Source organism: Mycobacterium sp. NPDC050551 (assembly GCF_040674075.1).
Lineage (GTDB): Bacteria > Actinomycetota > Actinomycetes > Mycobacteriales > Mycobacteriaceae > Mycobacterium.
Genome location: NZ_JBFARC010000003.1, coordinates 824,535 through 845,506, shown reverse-complemented (window position 1 = coordinate 845,506; position 20,972 = coordinate 824,535). Strand labels below are relative to the sequence as shown.

Below are 20,972 nucleotides of genomic sequence, written 5' to 3'. Positions count from 1 at the left end.
GACTAGTCCCGCGACAGCAGGGAGCGGACCAGCGGGCGGGGACCCACCGGTCGGAGCATCGAGCTGGCGGGACGGGGACGCACCTGCTGCGGCCACCAGAACCACCGGCCGAGCAGGGCGGCGATGGACGGCGTCATGAACGCACGCACGATCAGGGTGTCGAAGAGCAGGCCGAGACCGATGGTGGTACCCACCTGTCCGATCGTGAGCAGGTCGCTGACGATCATCGAGCCCATCGTGGCGGCGAACACCAGACCTGCGGCGGTCACGACCTTGCCGGTCCCGCCCATGGCCCGGATGATGCCGGTGTTGATGCCTGCGCCTACTTCTTCCTTCATTCGCGACACGAGCAGCAGGTTGTAGTCCGAGCCCACCGCCAGCAGGACGATGACGGACATCGCCAACACGACCCAGTTGATCTGGATCCCGAGTAGGTGCTGCCACACCAGGACGGACAGGCCGAACGACGCTCCCAGCGACAGCGCCACGGTGCCGACGATGACCAGGGCCGCGATCAGGCTCCGCGTCATGATCACCATGATCAGGAAGATCAGGCACAGGGCGGCGACGCCGGCGATCAGGAGATCGATCTTCGAGCCGTCGATCTGGTCCTTCACCTGTGCGGCGGTGCCGGTCAGGTACAGCTTCGAACTCTCCAGCGGAGTTCCCTTGAGCGCTTCTTCGGCCGCGGTCTTGATCGGCTCGACCAGCTTGGTCCCCTCGGGCGTCGCGGGATCGCCCTTCTGCGAGATCAGTAAGCGCGCCGCCTTGCCGTCTGGAGACATGAAGATGTCCAGAACGCGCTTGAAGTCCTTGTTCTCGAAGATGTCCGGCGGCAGGTAGAAGGACTCGTCGTTGTTCGAGGCGTCGAACGCCTTGCCCATGGCGGTGGAGTTGGTGTTCGAGTCGTCCATCTGGGCGAAGATCCCCGACATGGTGCTGTGCATCGTGAGCATCATCGTGCGGGTGCTCTGCATCTGAGCGATCATCGGCGGGAACGAGGTCAGCAGCTGCGGCATCAGCTCATCGAGCTGGTCGAGGTCCTCCGTGAGGTCCTTCATCTTGAGCGTCACCTGGTCGATGCCGTCGATGGAATCGAAGAGGCCCCTGAACGCCCAGCAGATGGGGATGTTGTAGCAGTGCTTCTCCCAGTAGAAGTAGTTGCGGATCGGCCTGAACCAGTCGTCGAAGTCGGCGATGTGGTCCCGCAGCTCCACGGTGATCTCTTCGATCTCGTGGGTGGTGCCGACCATGCGATGCGTCGTGCCGACCATCTCGGTCATCAGGCTCTGCATGCGCTGCATCACGGCGATCGTCGTGGACATCTCGTCGGCCTGTTTGAGTAGATCCTCCATGCGCGCCCGCTGGAACGGCATGGTCAGCTTCTGACTGGCGTTGCTCATGCTCAGCATGAACGGGATCGACGAGTGCTTGATCTGCGTACCTTCGGGGCGCGTGATCGACTGCACGTTCGCGACACCGGGGACGGCGAAGACCGCCTTGGCGAGTCTGTTGAGCACCAGCAGGTCTGCGGAGTTACGCATGTCGTGGTCCGACTGGACCATCAGGAGCTCGGGTGAGGCCATCCGGGACTCCGGGAAGTGCCGCGCGGCAGCCGCGTAGCCCTGGTTCGCCGGGATGTCCTGGGGCAGGTACTTCTGGTCGCTGTAGCTCGGGTTGTAGCCGGGCAGCGTCAACAGGCCGATCAACGAAATGGCTATCGTCGCAACGAGAATCGGCGCCGGCCACCGGACGATCGCGGTACCGACTCGCCGCCACCGGCGAGTCGCCACCGTCCGTTTGGGGTCGAAGGTGGCCCAACGACTGGTGGCGGCGATGCAGGCGGGCACGAGTGTGAGCGCCACCGCGACGGCGACGAGGATTCCTATCGCGCCGGGGACTCCGAGCGGTTGGAAGAACGGCAGTCGGGTGAAGCTGAGGCACGCGATCGCGCCGGCGATCGTCACACCGGACGCGAGTACCACTTTGGCGACACTGCTGTACGACGTGAAAAACGCGTTCTCCCGGTCCTCACCGGCCTGGCGTGCCTCCTGATATCGGCCGGCGAAGAAGATGGCGTAGTCGGTACCTGCGGCGATGCCGACGGAGACGAGGAGGTTGACGACGTATGTGGTGAGGCCGACATAGCCCTGCAGGGCCAGGAACGCCACCACACCCCGGGCCACCTGAAGCTCGACGAAGACCGTGAACAGCAGGATGATGACGATCAGGATCTTGCGGTAGAGCAGCAGCAGCATGATGCAGATGACGCTGATGGTGACCAGAGTGATCAGCAGAACCGTCTTGTTACCGCTCGTACCGAGGTCGGCGACGATTGCCGACGGACCGGTCACATAGGTCTTGACGCCCGGCGGAGCGGGCGTGCGGTCGACGACGTCGCGGACGGCCGTGACCGAGTTCGTCGCCTCGGCCTGACCCAGTTCACCGACCAGGTCCATCTGCACATACGCGGCTTTTCGATCTGCGCTCTCCGCTGCGCCCGCGGTCAACGGGTCACCCCAGAAATCCTGGACGTGCTGTACGTGCTGGGGGTCGTCCTTCAGCTGACGGATGATCTCGTCGTAGTACCTGTGCGCTTCTTCGCCCAGGGGCTCGGTGCCCTCGAGGACGATGATCGCCACGCTGCCGCCGGTGGATTCCTCGAAGGCCTGACCGATGCGCTCCGCCGCGATCACGGACGGCGCGTCCGCCGGGCTGAGCGAAACCGATCGCTGCCGCTCGACCACCTCCAGCGGAGGAATGGTGACGGACAGCAGGACCATGACAGCCAGCCAGCCGATGATGATCAGGGGCGAGAAGGATCGGATGAACGAGGCGATCCGCGGCCGTCGCACCCGCCGGTGCTCCGTGGAGACGTTGCTCGTGCGGCCTTCAGGAGGCAAGTTGCTCATGCGGCCTTCAGGAGGCATGAGGTGAACGCGTTGGTGTTGTCGGACACCTTCTCGGACTTGACCTCACCGTCCACGGTGATACGGCAGCCGATGTAGTTGCTGTCGCCCTGCGCCATGAGACTTCCTGTCGCAGTGGCGTTCCCGATGTCGAACTGCAGCGTCCAAGGCAGGCTGATGCCCGTGATGTACTGCGGCTCGGAGTACTTGTCGAAGTAACTGATGTTGGCGACGGTGCCCGACGCGCCGAACACCTCGTACACCAGCTGCTTCGGATCGAACGGCTTGGTGTCGGCTGCCCTCGTGTCGGCATAGGAGACTCTTCTCTCGGAGCCGAAGATGCCGTGCAGACGCGACACGGTGAAGCCGCCGGCAGCGACCACGGCGAGTACGAGCAACGGAATCCACGCCCGTTTCAGCAGCCTGAAAATCGCAGGACTCCTCCCCTGTGCCACACCAGCACCATGCTGAGGCATGGCGCCGTCTGATCGCAAACGCTGAACGCCCCTTCGGGCGTCAACCGGTGGATGAAGGGTAACCCATGCCCGAAACCCCCATATGGGCTTGTGCCCGACGCGATATGCGATTGCGATGATCGCTTGATAAGTGCACGGCAGTACGAGTTTTATCGTTGCTATAGCAAACGACTCCGAGCGCTACTAAGTGTGCCGTCCCCGCAGGTGACAGCAACCTCGTGTCCTAGTGCCCAAGGCGGCGCTGAACTGGAACGAATTCACAGATGGAAATGTCTGGCGAATTTCTCATGCACACAGGCCGGCGTTGCTCGCGGCGGTGGTCGTGAAGTCCGCCGCCGGTTCTTCACATCGAATGCGAGGACGGGCGTCACCAAAATGTAATCAATTACGGTGGCCGTTCGGCTTGACCACTCGGGCCGGCGAACCCCGTTCTCAGGACCCGACGGGGACTAGCGCCTCCGTCAATTAGCTGTTGCGCCGGCCCCCCGGCCTCATGTGGACCGGAGTCGCCCGCCTCCTCGACACTGTCCGTTTGCCCGATGTGTTCCGAGCGCTCATTTCGACTGTTCGCCTCTGTACCGTTCGCACTCGCACGAACCGTTCGAAACCCCTTCGGCGCGCATCTCTACGGTGGGACCGACAGTCTGCACTGCGCAGGACGCGACGGGGTGGGAGCTTGCATGTCACGAACGGTCGACTTCCAGGTCGAGTCCGCGATCGGCGTCGAACAGATCCATGCCGCCTATTCCGAGGCGGACTACTGGGTGTCACGACTGGCGGCCTACGGCGACAACGGCCGTCTCGACGCGATCGACGTCGTCGACGGCTCCGTACAGGTCGTCACCGTCCAGGACCTGCGTACCGCCCTGTTGCCCAAGCCGTTCGGAAAGCTGTATCCCCGGGACCTGGAGATCGTCCAGGATCAGACGTGGACCCTGGTCGACGGCGAGCTGCACGGAACGGTCCGCATCGAAGCGCGGGGCGCACCGGGTTCCGGTCGCAGCAGCGTGGTGCTGGCGCCCGCGGGCGATGACACGCAGCTGCGCTGTACCGCGACGGTGAAGGTCGACGTCCGCTTCGTGGGCAGCACGATCGAAGGCATGCTCAGCCGCCAGATGGTGGACGACACCCCCGAGATGCTGCGCTTCACCACAGAGTGGCTGAACGAGCAGGCCTAGCGGACGAGCCCGTCGTCACCGGACCCGGCGCAACCGGCGTCCGGTGGAGTCGACGGACGCCAGCTCCTCGACCGGGCCCAGCCTCAGAGCCTGCTCGAGTTGCTCGCCGTAGCGGGTCAGCGTCTCCGCGCCCAACATCTCCTCGTGCGTGCAGTCGACCGAGTGCACGGTGATGTTGCCTGCGACATGAGGACTCCAGGCGCGCAGTATCTCGGCACTTCTGTCCTGGTGAGCACCCTCGGCCCCGAACAGCACCATGTCACCGCCGAACACACCCGGCTCGTGAATCCGGTACGACTCGATGTTGGCGCTCCCGTTGCGGATGATCCGGTCGACGAGCTCCTTGTACCGGCCGAACACCGCCTCGCCCTGCATGCGCAGCATCACGTCGATCTGCTCGTTGGTGACCGACTCGTCCAGGCCGGCGTTGCTGATCTGATAGAAGCGTGCGAGCTCCTCCCGGACGTGCGTCATGCCCAGGATCTGATTCGGCGTCGCGAGCCGCCCGTCGAGTTCCGGCTGGGCGTCCAGGATGATCAGGCGCGCCACCTCGCCGCCGCGCCGTTCCAGTTCGATCGCCACTTCGTGGGCGACGACGCCGCCGAAGGACCAGCCGAGCAGGTGGTACGGCCCGTTCGGCCGCATCTGCTGGATCCTGTCGGCGTAGGTCCGCGCCATGCCGCGGATCGACCCGGCGGCATCGTCATCCGTCTGCTGGATTCCGACGATCGGGCAATCGAGATGGCGGCCGAGCGCCTGGTAGGGCCAGCTCAGCCCGCTCGCGGCGTGGATGCAGAACAACGGAGCGCCGCTGCCCTTCTTCAGGGTCTGGATCGGGGTGACCTCCCGCGGGGAGTCGGCGCCGATCCGCAGTTGCTGACGCAGTCCGGCCACGGTGGGCACCTCGAACACCGCCGACACCGAGATGTCGGCATCGAGGCTGCTGTTGACCGCGGCGACGAGGCGCATCACCGACAGCGAGTCCCCACCGAGTTCGAAGAACGAGTCGTCGACGCCGACGCGCGGCAATCCGAGGATCTGTTCGAAGATGCCGACCAGGACCTGCTCGACGGTGTCGGCGGGGGCGCGGTACTGCGCTGCGGTGTACTCGGGGGCGGGCAGGGCCCGGGTGTCCAGCTTGCCGTTGACGGTGAGCGGCAACGTGTCGAGCACCACCACCGCCGCGGGCACCATGTACGTGGGCAACCGCTCCGCCAACCGCGCACGGATAGCGCCGGGATCGACCGCGCCGCTGCGTGATTCGGTGACGTAACCGATCAGCCGCGTGATGCCGGTTCCGCTCTCGAGGGCGACCACCGCGGCCCGGTCCACCTCGTCGAGCGCAGCGAGTGCGGACTGCACGTCGCCGAGTTCGATCCGGAAGCCGCGGATCTTGACCTGCTCGTCGGAGCGTCCCACATAGCGCAACTGCCCGTCGTCACCCCAGCACACCAGGTCTCCGGTCCGGTACATCCTCATGCCCGGCGCCCCGAACGGGCATGCCACGAACCGCGATCCGGTCAGGCCCGCCCGACGCACATAGCCCTGTGCGACGCCGTCGCCGGCGATGTAGAGCTCCCCGACCACGCCGGCGGGTACCGGCCGCAGCCAGTCGTCGAGCACGAACAACGCCGCTCCGGCCACCGGCGCACCGATGGGCGCCGGCCCGGATCCCGCTACGAGCGGGGTGCTCATCGACGCATAGATGGTGGTCTCGGTCGGGCCGTAGGCGTTGACCATCACCCGGCCGGGCGCCCAGCGGTCCACCGCCTCAGCCGGGCAGGCCTCACCACCGACCAGCAGGGCGGTGCGCTCCAGTCCACTCGGCGAGAGCATCCCCACCGCCGACGGCGTCTGGGTCAACACGTTGACCCCCTCGTCGGCGAGCAGCGCATGGAAGTCCTCCGGTGATGCGGTGACCTCCTCGGGCACCACGACCAGCCGGCCACCGCCGAGCAGCGCACCCCAGATCTCCCAGACGGAGAAGTCGAAGGCGTACGAATGGCACTGCGTCCACACCTGTCCCGGCGGCAGACCGGCATCCAGCGACGCCAGCAGCGAGGTGACGTTGCGATGGGTGATCGCCACGCCCTTCGGCACACCGGTGGTGCCGGAGGTGTAGATGATCTGGGCGATGTCGTCCGGCGCCGGCTCCGGCACGGCGCCGTGCCAGAAACCGATCCCCCAGTCGTCGACCGGATCGTCGACGTCGATCACCGCCACGTCATGGGCCGCGACCCGCCACCGCAGATCCGAACGGGTGATCACCGCCGCCGGTGCGGCGTCGCCGAGCATGAAGTCGATCCGCGCGTCGGGGTGCATCGGATCCATCGGGACGTAGGCCGCACCGGACTTGAGGATGGCCACGATCGCGATGACCGCCTCCGCGCACCGCGGCATCAGCAGCCCCACACACTGTCCGGCTCCCACTCCGCGGCCCATCAGCACCCGGGCCAACCGGTCGGACGCCGCATCCACCTCGCGATAGGACAGCGCGTCGCCGCCTGCCGACAGCGCCACCGCCTGCGGTGTCCGCCGCACCTGCGCAGCGAACGCCACCGGCACCGAGACACCGGCCGCCGCGGGGCGGGTCAGTGTCGCCCGGTTGCCGACCTCGTCCAGCCGCGCCCGCTCGGTGTCGGCCAGCACCTGCACCGAGGACAGCCGCCGTCCCGGATCGCCGGCCATGGCGGCGAGCACACGACTCAACCGGTCCATCATCCTGCCGATCGCGGCCTCGTCGAACGCCTCGGCGTCGTACTCGACCCGGAAGCCGATCTCGTTGCCCGGCAGCGCTTCCAGGGTCATCGGATAGTGGTTGTTCTCGTGGTGGTTGAAGTCGCTGACGGACAGCTCGTGCTCACCTGTCACCGCAGCGGCGTCGATCGGATAGTTCTCGTAGACGAACAGCGTGTCGAACAGCTGGTCGTGGCCCGTCACCCGGTGGATGTCGGTGAGCGCCAGGTGCTGATGATCGAGCAGCCCGTTGTGGAAGTCCTGCAGCTGGTCGAGCAGATCGGCGACGGTGGTGGCCGGCGTGATGTTCGCCCGCACCGGCACCGTGTTGATCATCAGACCCACCATGGACTCCGCGCCCGCCACGTCCGACCGGCCGGACGCGGTGGCGCCGAACGCGACATCGTGCTGACCCGTCAGTGACGTCAACAGCATCGCCCAGCCGGCCTGCAGCACGGTGTTCATCGTGGTGTGGCACGAGCGGGCCAGGTCGCCGAGCGCCTCGGTGACCTTCTCGGACAGCCGGTGTGCACTCACCCCGCGCGGGCCCGCATACGGGCGCGGAGCGACCAGGGTGGGGGTGGCGAAGCCGTCGAGTGCCTCACGCCACGCCGCGCGGGCGGCCTCGACGTCGCGACCGTCGAGCCAGGTCACGAACCGGCGGTACGGCGGCGGGGAGGGCAGCCGGTGTCCGTGGTACCCGGCGAAGATCTCGCCGAGCAGGATCGGCAGCGACCATCCGTCGACCACGATGTGGTGGAACGTCAGGACGAGCCGGTGCCGCTCGCCGGGCATGCCGATCAGCGCGGCCCGCACGGCCGGCCGGTGGGCCAGGTCGCACACCTTCGCGCGCTCGTCGGCGCACAACTGGGCGATCTCCGGCCCCGGATCCCGGTCGTCGCCCCGCAGGTCGAGGTACCGCCATGCCATCAGCGGATCGGCCGGGATGATCTGCACCGGTTCGTCGAACTCGTCGCAGAAGCGGGCCGCCAGGTGCGGGTGCCTGCGGACAACGGCGTGCACGGCATCGCTCAACCGCTCCGGGTCGAGCGGGCCGGTGATGGTGAAGTCCAGTTGCACGGCGTACACGTCGTCGTCGGTGCGGGCGGTGGCCGCGTGGAAGAGCAGGCCCCGCTGCAGCGGGGTCAGCGGCAGGATGTCGGCGGCCCGGCACTGCTGCTGCAGCTGGTCGATCTGTCGCTGTTCCAGCTGGGCGGGAACGATGTCCGACGGCGTCAGCCCGCCGCCACCGGAGCTCACGTGAGCGCAGATGCCTGTCAGCGCTTCGAACCACAGCTCGCTCAGCCGGCTGACCTCATCGTGGTCCAGCGCCGACGGCGCCCACGTCCATGAGGCCTGCAGGCGCGGTCCGGCGTCGGTGTCCATGGTGACGGCGTTCAGTTCCAGCGTGTGCGGCAACGGCATCGGCACCGCCGCGGCGGCACCGGTCAGCGACAGGCCCTCCTGGGAGATCCGCCAGAGGTCGTCGGACAGCTCACCGCCCGACACACCCAGCCGGCCGAGGTAGTTGAAGCCGACGGTCGGGTCGGCCGCGGTCAGCCCGACCTCCGGCTTCAGGTAGCGCAGCAGTCCGTAGGTGAGGACGTCGGGCAGCGCCCGGAGTTGTTCCTTGGCGGCCTTGACCGTCGCACCGAGCGCCGGGTCGCCCGCGCACACCTGCGCCCACGACAACCCGCCGGGCGTCAGCGCCACCGGGTACTTGGTGGTGAACCATCCCACCGTGCGCGAGAGGTCGACGTCGTCGGCGAGTTCCTCTGCGCGCCCGTGCCCTTCGACGTCGATGGCGACCGGGGCCGTGCCGGTGCCCAGCAGCTCCGCGACCGCGAGGCCGAACGCGATCAGCAGGATGTCCTGGACCCCGGCGTGGAAGGCCGCGGGCACCTCACCGAGCAGACTGCGGGTGGTCTCGGCGTCCAGCGCGGCCGAGAGGTGCCCGGCGGTGGCGAAGGTGTCGCGCTCGGGTTGTACGGCGGGCAGCATGGCGGTGGTCTCGGCGATCTCCCGCCAGGCGGCGGCGTGCCCCGCCACCTCTGCGGTGCTGGCGTGTTCGACCAGCAGCCTCGACCAGCGCAGGAACGACGTGCCGCCGGCAGGCAGCGCCACGGGTTGGCCGCCGCGGTGCTGCGCCCACGCGATGTTGAGGTCTTCCAACAGGATTCGCCAGGACACCCCGTCGATGGCCAGGTGGTGCACCACCAGCGCGAGCCGGCCGGTGGACGTGGCCCACAGCGCGCTGAGCATCGTCCCGGCGGCCGGGTTCAGGCGGGCCCGCACCGCGGTCATCGCGTCGTCGGTGAGCTCGTCGACGGTGTGCAGGCAGCTGCGGGCGTCGACCGAGCCGGGGTCTGGCACGTAGATCGTCCAGACGCCGGAGTCCCCGTCTGCGGCGCGCAGGCGCAACGTGGCGTGCCGGTCCAGCAGGGCCTGCAGCACCACCACGACGTCATCCTCGGTGACTCCGGCCGGGGCCTGCAGCACCATCGTCTGGTTGAACTCGTCGACCGGGCCGTGCACGCTGTGCAGCCAGCGCATGATCGGCGTCGGCACCACCGGTCCGACGCCCTCGTCGACCTCGGTGGCCTTGCCGTCGGCTGCGGTGGCCACCCGGGCCAGCCTGGCCACGGTCTGCTCGACGAAGACGTCCCGCGGCCGGCACAGGATCCCTGCCGCGCGAGCCCTCGCGACCACCTGCATCGACAGGATGCTGTCGCCGCCGAGTTCGAAGAACGAATCGTCGACGCCGACCCGCTCGACGCCGAGCACGTCGGCGTAGATGCCCGACAGGATCTCCTCGACCGCGTCGGCCGGGGCACGGTATCCCTCGACGGTGTACTGAGGTGCGGGCAGGGCGCGGGAATCCAGTTTGCCGTTGACCGTCAGCGGCACCGCCTCGATCGCCACCACCGCCGCGGGCACCATGTATGCGGGCAGCACCTGCATCAGGGCGTCCCGCGCCTGCACGACATCGACTGCGCCGGTGTGTGACTCGATCACATAGCCGACCAGACGCCGGTCGCCCGGGCGGTCCTCGCGCACGGTCACCACCGCCTGTTCGACGCCGGGCAGCTCGGAGAGCGCGGTCTGGATCTCGCCCAGCTCGATGCGGTAGCCGCGGATCTTCACCTGCTCGTCGGCGCGACCCAGGTACTGCAGTTGCCCGTCGGCGCCCCACCGCGCGAGGTCGCCCGTGCGGTACATCCTCTCACCCGGCGCACCGAACGGGCATGCCAGGAAACGTGATCCGGTCAGACCGGGGCGCCGCCAGTAGCCGAGAGCCACCCCGGCGCCTGCCACGTACAGCTCGCCGACGACGCCCTGGGGCGCAGGCCGCAGCGACCTGTCGAGGACGAACAGCGCGCCGCCCGGCACCGGTGATCCGATCGGCACCACGCCGGTTCCCGCGGCCAGCGGCCGACTCATCGCCGCGTAGATCGTGGCCTCGGTCGGCCCGTAGGCGTTCAGCATCACCCGCCCCGGCGCCCACCGGTCCACCACCTCCGCCGGGCAGGCCTCGCCGGCGACCACCAACGCGGTCGACCCCAGGCCGTCCGGTGTCAGCATCCCGACCGCCGAGGGCGTCTGGTGCAGGACGGTGACCTCCTCGCCGACCAGCAGCTCGTGCAGCTCGTCCGGTGCGGCCACCATCTCCTCGGGCACCACCACCAGCCTGGCGCCGTGCAGCAGGGCACCCCAGATCTCCCACACCGAGACGTCGAAGACCAGCGAGTGCCACTGCGACCACACCTGGCCGGGCCCTGCGGGTAGGTCGGCGTGCAGCGTGTCCAGCAATCGGGTCAGGTTGCGGTGCGTCACCGCAACGCCTTTGGGGACGCCCGTGGTGCCGGAGGTGTAGATCAGGTACGCGAGGTCGGCAGGGCCGGGCTCGCGGGCACACCGCGGCGAGCCGGTCACAGCCGGTGCGGGGTCGGCGACGTCGACGATCGCGACACCCGATCCCTCGAGCCGGATGCGCAGCTCCGCCGTCGTGACGGCGGCCACCGGTTCGGCGTCGGCGAGCATGAACTGCAACCGCGCCGCGGGCAGAGCCGGATCGATCGGCAGATACGCGGCGCCGGTCTTGAACACCGCCAGGATCGCCATGACGGCGTCGGTGGACCGCGGCAGCAGCAGGGCCACGCACCGTCCCGGTCCGGCGCCCTCGGCAGCCAACGCCGACGCCAACTGCCCTGCGGCGTCGTCGAGTTCGCGGTACGTCATGCGTCGTCCAGCGCCACTCAGCGCGACGGCGTCCGGTGTCCGGGCCACCTGTTCGGCGAAGAGCGCGGGCACCGGGACCGGCGAGACGGCCCGATCGGCCAGCACCGCCCGGTGACCCCAGTCGTCGAGTCGTGCCCGTTCGACGTCTCCGAGCACGTCCGTCGACGACACCCTGCGGGTGGGGTCGGCGGTCATCGCCTCCAGCACCCGCCGCAACCGTGCCACGAATGTCTCGATGGTGGCGGCGTCGAACACGTCGGTCCGGAACTCGACGTTGCCACCGATACCCGCGCTCGTGCCGTCCCCTGACCAGCGTTCGGCCAGTGAGAACACCAGATCCATCCGCGCGGTGCGGGTCTCCGTGGGCAACGGTGTCGCCTCCAGGTCCCCGAGAGCCAGCCCGGCGCCAGGGTCGCCCGCGTAGTTCTGCCAGGCCAGCATCACCTGGACCAACGGGTGGTGGGACATGCTGCGTGCCGGGTTGAGCCGCTCGACCAGCACCTCGAACGGAACGTCCTGGTGTTCGTAGGCGGCCAGGCTGCGGCGCCGCACCTGTGCCAGCACCTCGGCGAACGTCGGGTCCCCGGCGAGGTCGACGCGCAGTACGAGGGTGTTGACGAAGAAGCCGACCAGGTCGTCGAGGGCGGGATCGCGACGGCCGGCGATCGGGAAGCCCACTGCGACATCGTTACTGGCGCTCAGCGTGGAGCAGAGCACCGACAGCGCGGCCTGCATCACCATGAAGGTGGTCGCCTTGTTGTCGCGCGCCACCCGGGCGACCGCGTCCTGCAGTTCGGCCGACCAGTCCACCGGCACGGCGGCGCCACGATGGTCGGCCACCTGGGGACAGGGCCGGTCGGTGGGCAGTGCGAGGCGCTCGGGCATGCCTGCCAGGGCGTCCTGCCAGTACGCCAGTTGCGCGGCGATCGAGCTCTCGCCGTCGTCGAGATCGCCGAACTGCTCGCGCTGCCACAGCGTGTAATCCGCGTACTGCACCGGGAGCTGCTCCCAGTCGGGACGACGCCCCGCACACCGGGCGGCATACGCCTCGCCGAGGTCGCGCACCAGCGGGGTGATCGACCAGCCGTCGGCCGCGATGTGGTGTACGACCGCGACCAGTAGATGCTCGTCGCCGTCGACGTGGAACAGCCTCGCGCGCAGCGGGATCTCGGTGGCCAGGTCGAAGCTGTGGCAGACGGTCTCGGCGACCGCCGACTCGAGCCGGCTGCGCGACCAGGTGCTCGCGTCGACGACCTCCCAGCCGAAGTCGGCCCAGCGGGCAGGCAGGACGAGCTGCTGGGGCACGCCGTCGGGCGCGGCGATCAGGGTCCGCAGGCTCTCGTGGCGGTCCACCACGTCGGTCAGGGCCGCGGCCAGCGCCTCGCCGTCGACCCGCCCCCGCAGCTGCAGCGCCACCGGCATGTTGTACATCGGTGAGGGACCCTGCAACTGGTCGATGAACCAGAGCCGGTTCTGGGCGAACGACAACGGCAGTACGTCGGGCCGCTCGACACGCGCCAGCGGCGTGCGCCCGGCCGCCTGCTCGTCGAGCCGCGACACCAGCTGTGCGACCGTGGGTGCGTCGAACACCGCGCGCACCGACAGCTCCGACTCGAGGATGTCGTTGACCGCGGAGATCAGCCGCATGGCCGAGACGGAGTCGCCGCCGAGGTCGAAGAAGGAGTCGTCGACCCCGACCCGGTCGACGCCGAGGACCTGACCGTAGATGGTGGCCAGGATCTCCTCTGTCGGGGTCGTGGGGGCGCGGTAGCTGTCGCCGTCGCGGTACTCCGGCACGGGAAGCGCACGGGCGTCGAGCTTTCCGTTCACGGTGACCGGGAGGGCGTCGACGACGACGACGGCCGCGGGCACCATGTACCCGGGCAGCCGCTCCGCCAGCGCCGAGCGAGCCGCGGCGGGGTCGAGGGTTCCGACGAGGTAGCCGACGAGGCGCTTGTCGCCCGGGCGGTCCTCGCGGGCCACGACCGCGGCCTGCTCGACCCCGTCCAGCGCCGCGAGCGCGCTCTGGATGTCGCCGAGTTCGATGCGGTAGCCGCGGATCTTGACCTGCTCGTCGGCACGGCCGAGGTAGCGCAGTTGCCCGTCGGCGCCCCACCGCACCAGGTCGCCAGTGCGGTACATGCGGGCACCCTGGCCGCCGAACGGGCACGCCACGAACCGGGCCGCGGTGAGTCCGGCGCGGCGGAGGTACCCGGCTCCGACGCCGCGGCCAGCGACGTAGAGCTCGCCCACCACGCCCTCGGGCACCGGACGCAGCCACTGGTCGAGGACGAACAGTCCGGCCCCCGGCACCGGGAGGCCGATCGGCACGTCCGAGTCGGCGCTCAGCGGCGCGCTGATGGTGGCGTAGACGGTGGTCTCGGTGGGCCCGTAGCCGTTGATCATGGTGCGGCCCGCGGCCCACCGGTCGACCACGTCGGCCGGGCAGGCCTCGCCGGCGACCATCACGGCCACCGAGTCGAGGCCGGCGGGAGACAGTGCCGCGATCGCCGACGGTGTCTGGCTGAGCATGGTGACGTGCTCCGCCACGAGCAGCTCGTGCAGGTCCTCCGGTGCCGCGGTGACCGACTCGGGCACCACGACCAGGCGGCCGCCACGCAGCAGGGCGCCCCAGATCTCCCACACCGAGAAGTCGAAGGCATACGAGTGGCACTGTGTCCACACCTGGTCGGTGGCCGCGTCCAGGCCGACGTCGAGGGAGTCGAACAGTCGGGTCACGTTGTGGTGGTTCACCGCAACGCCTTTGGGCACACCGGTGGTGCCCGAGGTGTAGATCACGTGCGCGATGTCATCGGGTGACGGGCCCGGCAGCGCGCCGCTGGACCGGGTGGCGATGCGTGGGTCGTCGACCCAGACGACCGGCAGGTCGCCCACCGCGAAGGTGTCGGCCAGCTCGGTGGTGGTGATGGCCACCACCGGTGCTGCATCGGCGATCATGAACTCGACGCGCGCCGCCGGGTGGGCCGGGTCGATCGGCACGTACGCCGCACCGGACTTGAGCACCGCGAGGAGGGCGGTGATCGCGTCGGCCGACCGCGGCAGCAGCAGCGCGACGTACCGGCCGGGCCCCGCCCCGAGCTCGACCAGCAGGTGCGCCAACCGGTTCGACGCCTCGTCGAGCTCGCGGTAGGTCACCGACCGCGCACCACACGACACCGCCACCGCGTCGGGCGTCGCCGCAGCCTGCGTGCCGAACGCGGCCGGAATCGCCACCGGCGCGCAGGCTTCCGTCAGCACCGACCGGTGGCCGACCGCATCGAGGTGCGCGTGCTCGGCGTCGTCCAGCACGTCGACCTTCGACGGCCGCAGCGCCGGGTCGGCGGTCATCGCCTCCAGCACCCGCCGGAACCGGTCGACGATCGCCGCGATCTCCGCTGCGTCGAAGACCGCCGTGTCGAACTCGATCCGCAGGCCGAGTTCCTCACCGGGCAGCGCCACCACCGACAGCGGGTAGTGGTTGTGTTCGTGGCTGGCCACCTCGGTGACGGCCAGTTCGTGCGCGCCGGACAGCGCCGTGGCGTCGACGGGATAGTTCTCGTAGACGAACAGCGTGTCGAAAAGCTGGTCGCGACCGGCGATCCGGTGGATGTCGGTCAGTGGAAGATGCTGGTGCTCGAGGGTGTCGGTGTGCGCGCCCTGCAGCTGACCGAGCAGGTCGGCGACGGTGGTGGTCGCGGAGATGGTGGCCCTCACCGGCACCGTGTTGATCAGCAGGCCGACCATCGATTCCGCACCGGCCAGGTCGGTCGGCCGCCCCGAGACCGCGACGCCGAAGGCGACGTCGCTCTGGCCGGTCAGCCACATCAGCATCTGCGCCCACGCGGCCTGCAGCACCGTGCTGGCGGTGGTGCGGCACGAGCGGGCCAGCTCGCCGACGGCATGTGTGTCGGCCGCAGACATCCGGAACGTCTCGACGCAGCGAGCGCTGCGTCCCGCCGCGTGCGCCGGACCGACCAGGGTGGGGGTGTCGAATCCGTCGAGCACCGTCCGCCATGCGGCGCGGGCGCTCTCGGCGTCACGCTCGGCCAGCCACGTCATGAATCTGCGGTAGGGCACCGCCGGGGGCAGCGGCTGCCCGTAGTAGCCGGCGAAGATCTCCTGCAGCAGGATCGGCAGAGACCAGCCGTCGAGCAGGATGTGGTGGTTGGTCAGAACGAACCGGTGCTCGTCCTCGGCGACGCGGATGAGGGCGGCACGGAAGGCCGACTCGTGGCCGGGATCGAGTACCGCGGCCCGTTCGGCGGCGAGGATCTCCTCGGCGGTGTCCACGGCGCCGAGCTCGACGTAGCGCCAGGCCGCCCGGGGCTCGGCGGGCAGGATCTGCACCGGCTCGTCGAACTCCTGGCAGAACCGCGCCACCAGGTGGGGATGGCGCCGGACCAGCGCCTGGACCGCGGCGTGCAGGCGCTGCCGGTCGAGTGGACCGCTCAGGCCGATGTTCAGCTGCACCGCGTACAGGTCGTCATCCTGAGCGGCGCCGGCGTGGAAGAGCAGTCCGCGCTGCAGCGGGGTGAGCGGCAGGATGTCGGCGACCTCGTGCCGCTGCTGCAGGACGTCGATCTGCGGCTGGCTCAGGCGCGCGGGCGCGATGTCCGACGGTGTCAGCCCGCCGCCACCGGACCGCACGTGTGCGCAGATGCCTTTCAGTGCCTGCGACCACAGTTCACTCAACCGGTGGACCTGGTCGGGACCGAGTGCGGACGGCGCCCAGGTCCAGGTCGCCTGCAGGCGCGGGCCCGAGACACCGTCGATGGTGGCGGCGTCGAGCGACAGGGTGTGGGCCAGCGGCATGGGCACCGCGGCAGCCGCATCCGTCGGGACCGCCTGGTCGACCCGCCACAGCTCGTCGGACAGCCCGGTCGCGTCCGCACCGAGGCGGCCCAGGTAGTTGAATCCGACGGCCGGGTCGGGACCGGTCAGGTCGACGTCCGGGTTGAGGTAGCGCAGCAGCCCGTAGGTGAGAGCGTCCGGGAGGGCGCGAAGCTGTTCCTTGGCGTTCTTGACCGCGGCGCCCAGCCCGTCGTGGCCGCCGGCGACCTGTGCCCACGGCACGTCGCCGACCGCGAGTGACACCGGGTGTTTGGTGGTGAACCACCCCACCGTGCGGGACAGGTCGACGCCGGCGGACAGTTCCTCCACCCTGCCGTGGCCCTCGACGTCGATGCCGACCGGGCCGGCGCCGGTGCCCGCGAACTCGGCCACCGCCAGCGCCAGCGCGATCAGCAGTATGTCCTGCGCGCCTGTGTGGAACGCCGCGGGCACGTCGCCCAGCAGCATCCGGGTGGTCTCGGGGTCGAGGGACGTAGAGAGGTGACCCGCGGTCGCGTAGGTGTCCGCGGCGGGTTGCACCGCGGGCAGTACCGCGGGGGTGGCCGCCGTGTCCCACCACGTCTGCGCCTGCGCCACGACCGGCGCGCTGTGTGCGTGCTCGGCGAGCAGCTTCGACCACCCGACGAACGACGTCCCACCCGCGGGCAGGTCCACCGGTTGGCCGCTGTGGTGCTGAGCCCAGGCGATGTTGAGGTCTTCCAGAAGGATTCGCCACGACACGGCGTCGACGGCGAGGTGATGGATCACCAGCGCCAGCCGGCCGGTCTCCGGCACCCACAGCGCGCTGAGCATCGCCCCGGCCGCAGGGTTCAGCCTCGAACGGGCGTCCACCAGGGCCTCGTCGGTCAGCCGCTCGGCGACGCGCACGCACGAGCCGGCGTCCACCGAGCCGGGCTCGGGTACCTCCAGCGACCACTCGCCTGCGCCGTCGTCGTGCACGGACATGCGCAGCGCGCCATGCCGGTCCAGCAGCGCCTGCAGCACCGTGTCGACGTCGGCGCGGGTGACGCCCGCCGGGGCCTGGACGACCACGGTCTGGTTGAACTCGTCCACCGGACCGTCGATGCTGTTGAGCCACGCCATGATCGGAGTGGGAGCCGCCGTGCCGACACCGTCGTCGGCCGGGCCATGATGTGCCGCGGTGACCGTGGCGATCAGGGCGAGCCGGGCCACGGTCTGCTCCACGAAGATGTCGCGCGGCCTGCACGTGACCCCCGCCGCCCTGGCGCGCGCGACCACCTGCATCGACAGGATGCTGTCGCCGCCGAGGTCGAAGAACGAGTCGTCCACGCCGACCCGTTCGAGGCCGAGGACCTGCGCGTAGATGCCCGCGAGCAGTTCCTCGACGGCGTCGGTGGGTGCGCGGTACCGGCCGGCGTCGCGGTACTCCGGTGCGGGCAGCGCCTTGGTGTCGAGTTTCCCGTTGACCGTCAACGGCAGCGCGTCGAGCGCCACCACCGCCGCCGGAACCATGTAGGCCGGTAGCTTCTCGGCCACCGCGGCGCGCGCGGCGGCCGGGTCAGCCCCGCCCGTCACGTACCCCACGAGACGCTTGTCGCCGGGGCGGTCCTCGCGGGCCACCACCGCCGCCTGGTCCACGCCGTCCACCGCGGCGAGCCCGGCCTGCACCTCACCGAGTTCGATGCGGTAGCCGCGGATCTTCACCTGTTCGTCCGCACGGCCCAGGTACAGCAGCTGCCCGTCGGGACGCCAGCTCACCAAATCCCCGGTGCGGTACATCACGAGTCCCGGGGCGCCGTCGGTACCGCCGAAGGGGCAGGCGACGAACCGCGACGCGGTCAGGCCGGGGCGATTGCGGTAGCCCTGTGCCACACCGGCGCCCGCCACGTACAGTTCGCCGGCCACACCGACGGGCACCTGCCGCATCCACTCGTCGAGCACGAACAGCGCCGCGCCCGGTACCGGCGAACCGATCGGCACCCCCGACCCTGGGGCCAGTTGTGCGCTGATCGCCACGCACATCGTCGTCTCGGTGGGACCGTAGGCGTTGAGCATCACCCGCCCTGGCGCCCACTGCTCCACCACGTCGGGCGGGCAGGCCTCGCCGACCACCACGAGCGCCGCCGATTCCAGACCGGCGCGCGGAAGGGCCGTCACCGCCGACGGCGTCTGCGTCAGCACGTCGACGCGTTCGCCGACGAGCAGCGCGTGCAGGTCGTCGGGCGAGGCGGCCACGTCCTCGGGCACGACGACCACGCGTCCGCCGCGGAGCAGGGCGCCGAAGATCTCCCACACCGACACGTCGAAGGCCAGCGAATGGCACAGCGGCCACACCCCGGCGGGCGGGAGACCCGCGTCGAGGGACTCCAGAAGCTGGGTGACGTTGTGATGGCTGACCGCAACGCCTTTGGGCACACCGGTGGTGCCCGAGGTGTAGATCAGGTAGGCGACGTCGTCCGGTCGGGGCTCGGGCAGGGCGATCGCGGGGCCCGCCCCGGCGGTGGAGTCGTGCACGTCGATGATCGGCAGGCCGCACCCGTCGACACGCGACCGCAGACCCGCGGTGGTGACCACGGCCACCGGCGCGGCGTCGGCGATCATGAAGTCGGCTCGGCCCGCGGGCACCACGGCGTCGATCGGCAGGTACGCCGCACCCGTCTTCAGCGCCGCCATGATCGCCACGATCGCCTCGGCGGAGCGGTCGAACAGCAGCGCCACGCACTGCCCGGGGCGCGCACCGTGATCGACGAGTCTGTGCGCCAATACGTTTGCGGCCTCGTCGAGTTCCCGGTAGGTCATCGAGCGTTCGCCGGCAGTGACCGCGACCGTGCCGGGCGACCGCAGCACGTGTTCTGCGAACAGCGCCGGGATCGTGACCGGTCTCGGCGCCGGCCGAGTCAGCGCCGCCCGGTTGCCGAACTCGTCCACCCGGGCGTGCTCACCGGCGTCGAGCATGTCGATCGCCGACAACGGCGCGGCGGGGTCGCTGGTCATGGCGGTCAGCACCCGCGCCAACCGGTCGACGAGCGTGGTGACGGTGGCGGCGTCGAAGACGTCGGTACGGAACTCCACCGTGCCGCCGATCCCCCCGAGTTCACCGTCGGCGGCGAAGTGTTCCGACATCGACAGCGTCAGGTCCATCCGGGCGGTGTGGGCGGACATCGGCACCTCGGACACCTGCAGGTCGCCGAGGGTCAGTCCGCCCGCGTCCTCGTCGGTGGTGCCCGGCGCATTCTGCCACGCCAGTGCCACCTGGACCAATGGGTGATGGCTCATGGACCGGGCGGGGTTCAGCCGCTCGACGAGCACCTCGAAGGGCACGTCCTGGTTCTCGTAGGCGGCCAGGCTGCGTCGGCGGACCTGTTCGAGCACCTCGGCGGCGGTGGGGTCGCCGGCCAGATCGACGCGCAAGACCAGGGTGTTGACGAAGAACCCGATCAGTTCGTCGAGTGCGGGATCGCGCCTGCCCGCGATGGGGAAGCCGACCGCGACATCGGTGCTCGCGCTCAGCCGCGACAGCAACACCGCCAGCGCCGCCTGGACCACCATGAAGCTGGTTGCGTTGTGCGCCTTGGCAACCGCACGCACCGCCCGGTGCAGTTCGGCCGGCCAGTCGACGGCGACGGTGGCGCCGCGCTGATCGGCGACGGACGGATACGGCCGGTCGGTGGGCAGGTACAGGCGTTCGGGCATGCCGCCGAGCGCTTCCTGCCAATAGGCCAACTGCCCGGCGATCCGGCTGTCACTGTCGTCGAGATCGCCGAATTGTGCGCGTTGCCACAGGGTGTAGTCCACGTACTGCACCGGCAGCGGCGACCATTCGGGCGCATCTCCCGTCCGGCGGCTCTCGTAGGCCTGCCCCAGATCGCGCACCAGCGGGACGATCGACCATCCGTCCGCGGCGATGTGATGCAGCACGCCCACCAGCAGGTGCTCGTCCACGCTGACGCGGAACAGCCTGGCGGACAGCGGGATGTCGGCCTCCAGATCGAAGCTGCGTCGCGCGGTGTCCGCGACGGCATCCTGAAGTCGTGCCGGGGACCACCCGTCGGCGTCGACGACCTCCCACCCGAAGTCGGCGTCCTCGGGCGCCAGCACGAGCTGGCGGGGCACGCCGTCGGGAGCGACGATCCGGGTGCGCAGGCTCTCGTGGCGGTCGACCACGTCGGCCATCGCGGCGCCCAGCGCGTCGACGTCGAGGTGTCCACGCAGTCGCAGCACCACCGGCATGTTGTAGACCGGCGACGGCCCCTGCAGCTGGTCGAGGAACCACAACCGGGACTGCGCGAACGACAACGGGATCTCCGCCGGACGGTCACCGGCGACCAGGGGGTCGAGGCCGCGTCCGCCGGCGGTGATCCTGGGCGCCAACTGCGCCACGGTCGGTGCCTCGAACAGCACCCCGACCGGAAGATCTGCGCCCACTCCGGCATTAACCGCCGCGATCAGCCGCATCGCCGAGAGCGAGTCGCCGCCGAGATCGAAGAAGGAGTCGTCGACACCGACCCGCTCGAGTCCGAGGATCTGCGCGAAGATCCCGGCCAGGATCTCCTCGACCGCGTCGGCGGGCGCCCGGTACCGGTCGGCGGTGTACTCCGGCGCGGGCAGCGCGCGCGTGTCGA

General features: G+C 69.8%; 4 protein-coding genes (1 of these 4 only partly in view). 1 reads left to right on the top strand and 3 read right to left on the bottom strand.

What is annotated here, in order from left to right:
• Nucleotides 1-2: 2 nt before the first annotated feature.
• Nucleotides 3-2,912: an RND family transporter gene (locus AB0K11_RS16340; protein ID WP_364978367.1), complete on the bottom strand. Its 2,910-nt coding sequence runs from the start codon at nt 2,910-2,912 to the stop codon at nt 3-5.
• Nucleotides 2,909-3,385, bottom strand: coding sequence for an MmpS family protein (locus AB0K11_RS16335; RefSeq protein WP_364978529.1), 477 nt, complete (start codon nt 3,383-3,385; stop codon nt 2,909-2,911). The genes AB0K11_RS16340 and AB0K11_RS16335 overlap by 4 nt, the downstream gene beginning before the upstream one ends.
• Before the next feature lie 680 nt (nt 3,386-4,065).
• On the opposite strand from AB0K11_RS16335, the gene AB0K11_RS16330 reads away from it, so the two are divergent.
• Entirely contained in the window at nt 4,066-4,563 is a 498-nt protein-coding gene (locus AB0K11_RS16330; protein ID WP_364978364.1) for a DUF2505 domain-containing protein, read from the top strand.
• A 15-nt stretch (nt 4,564-4,578) separates the two neighbouring features.
• Here AB0K11_RS16330 and AB0K11_RS16325 read toward each other — a convergent pair whose 3' ends face one another.
• Nucleotides 4,579-20,972: the 3' portion of a non-ribosomal peptide synthase/polyketide synthase gene (locus AB0K11_RS16325; RefSeq protein ID WP_364978527.1), read on the bottom strand. 14,842 nt of this gene lie beyond the right edge of the window; only the last 16,394 of its 31,236 coding nucleotides appear in the window; the start codon falls outside the window, past its right edge — the gene reads right to left on this strand; it ends in the stop codon at nt 4,579-4,581.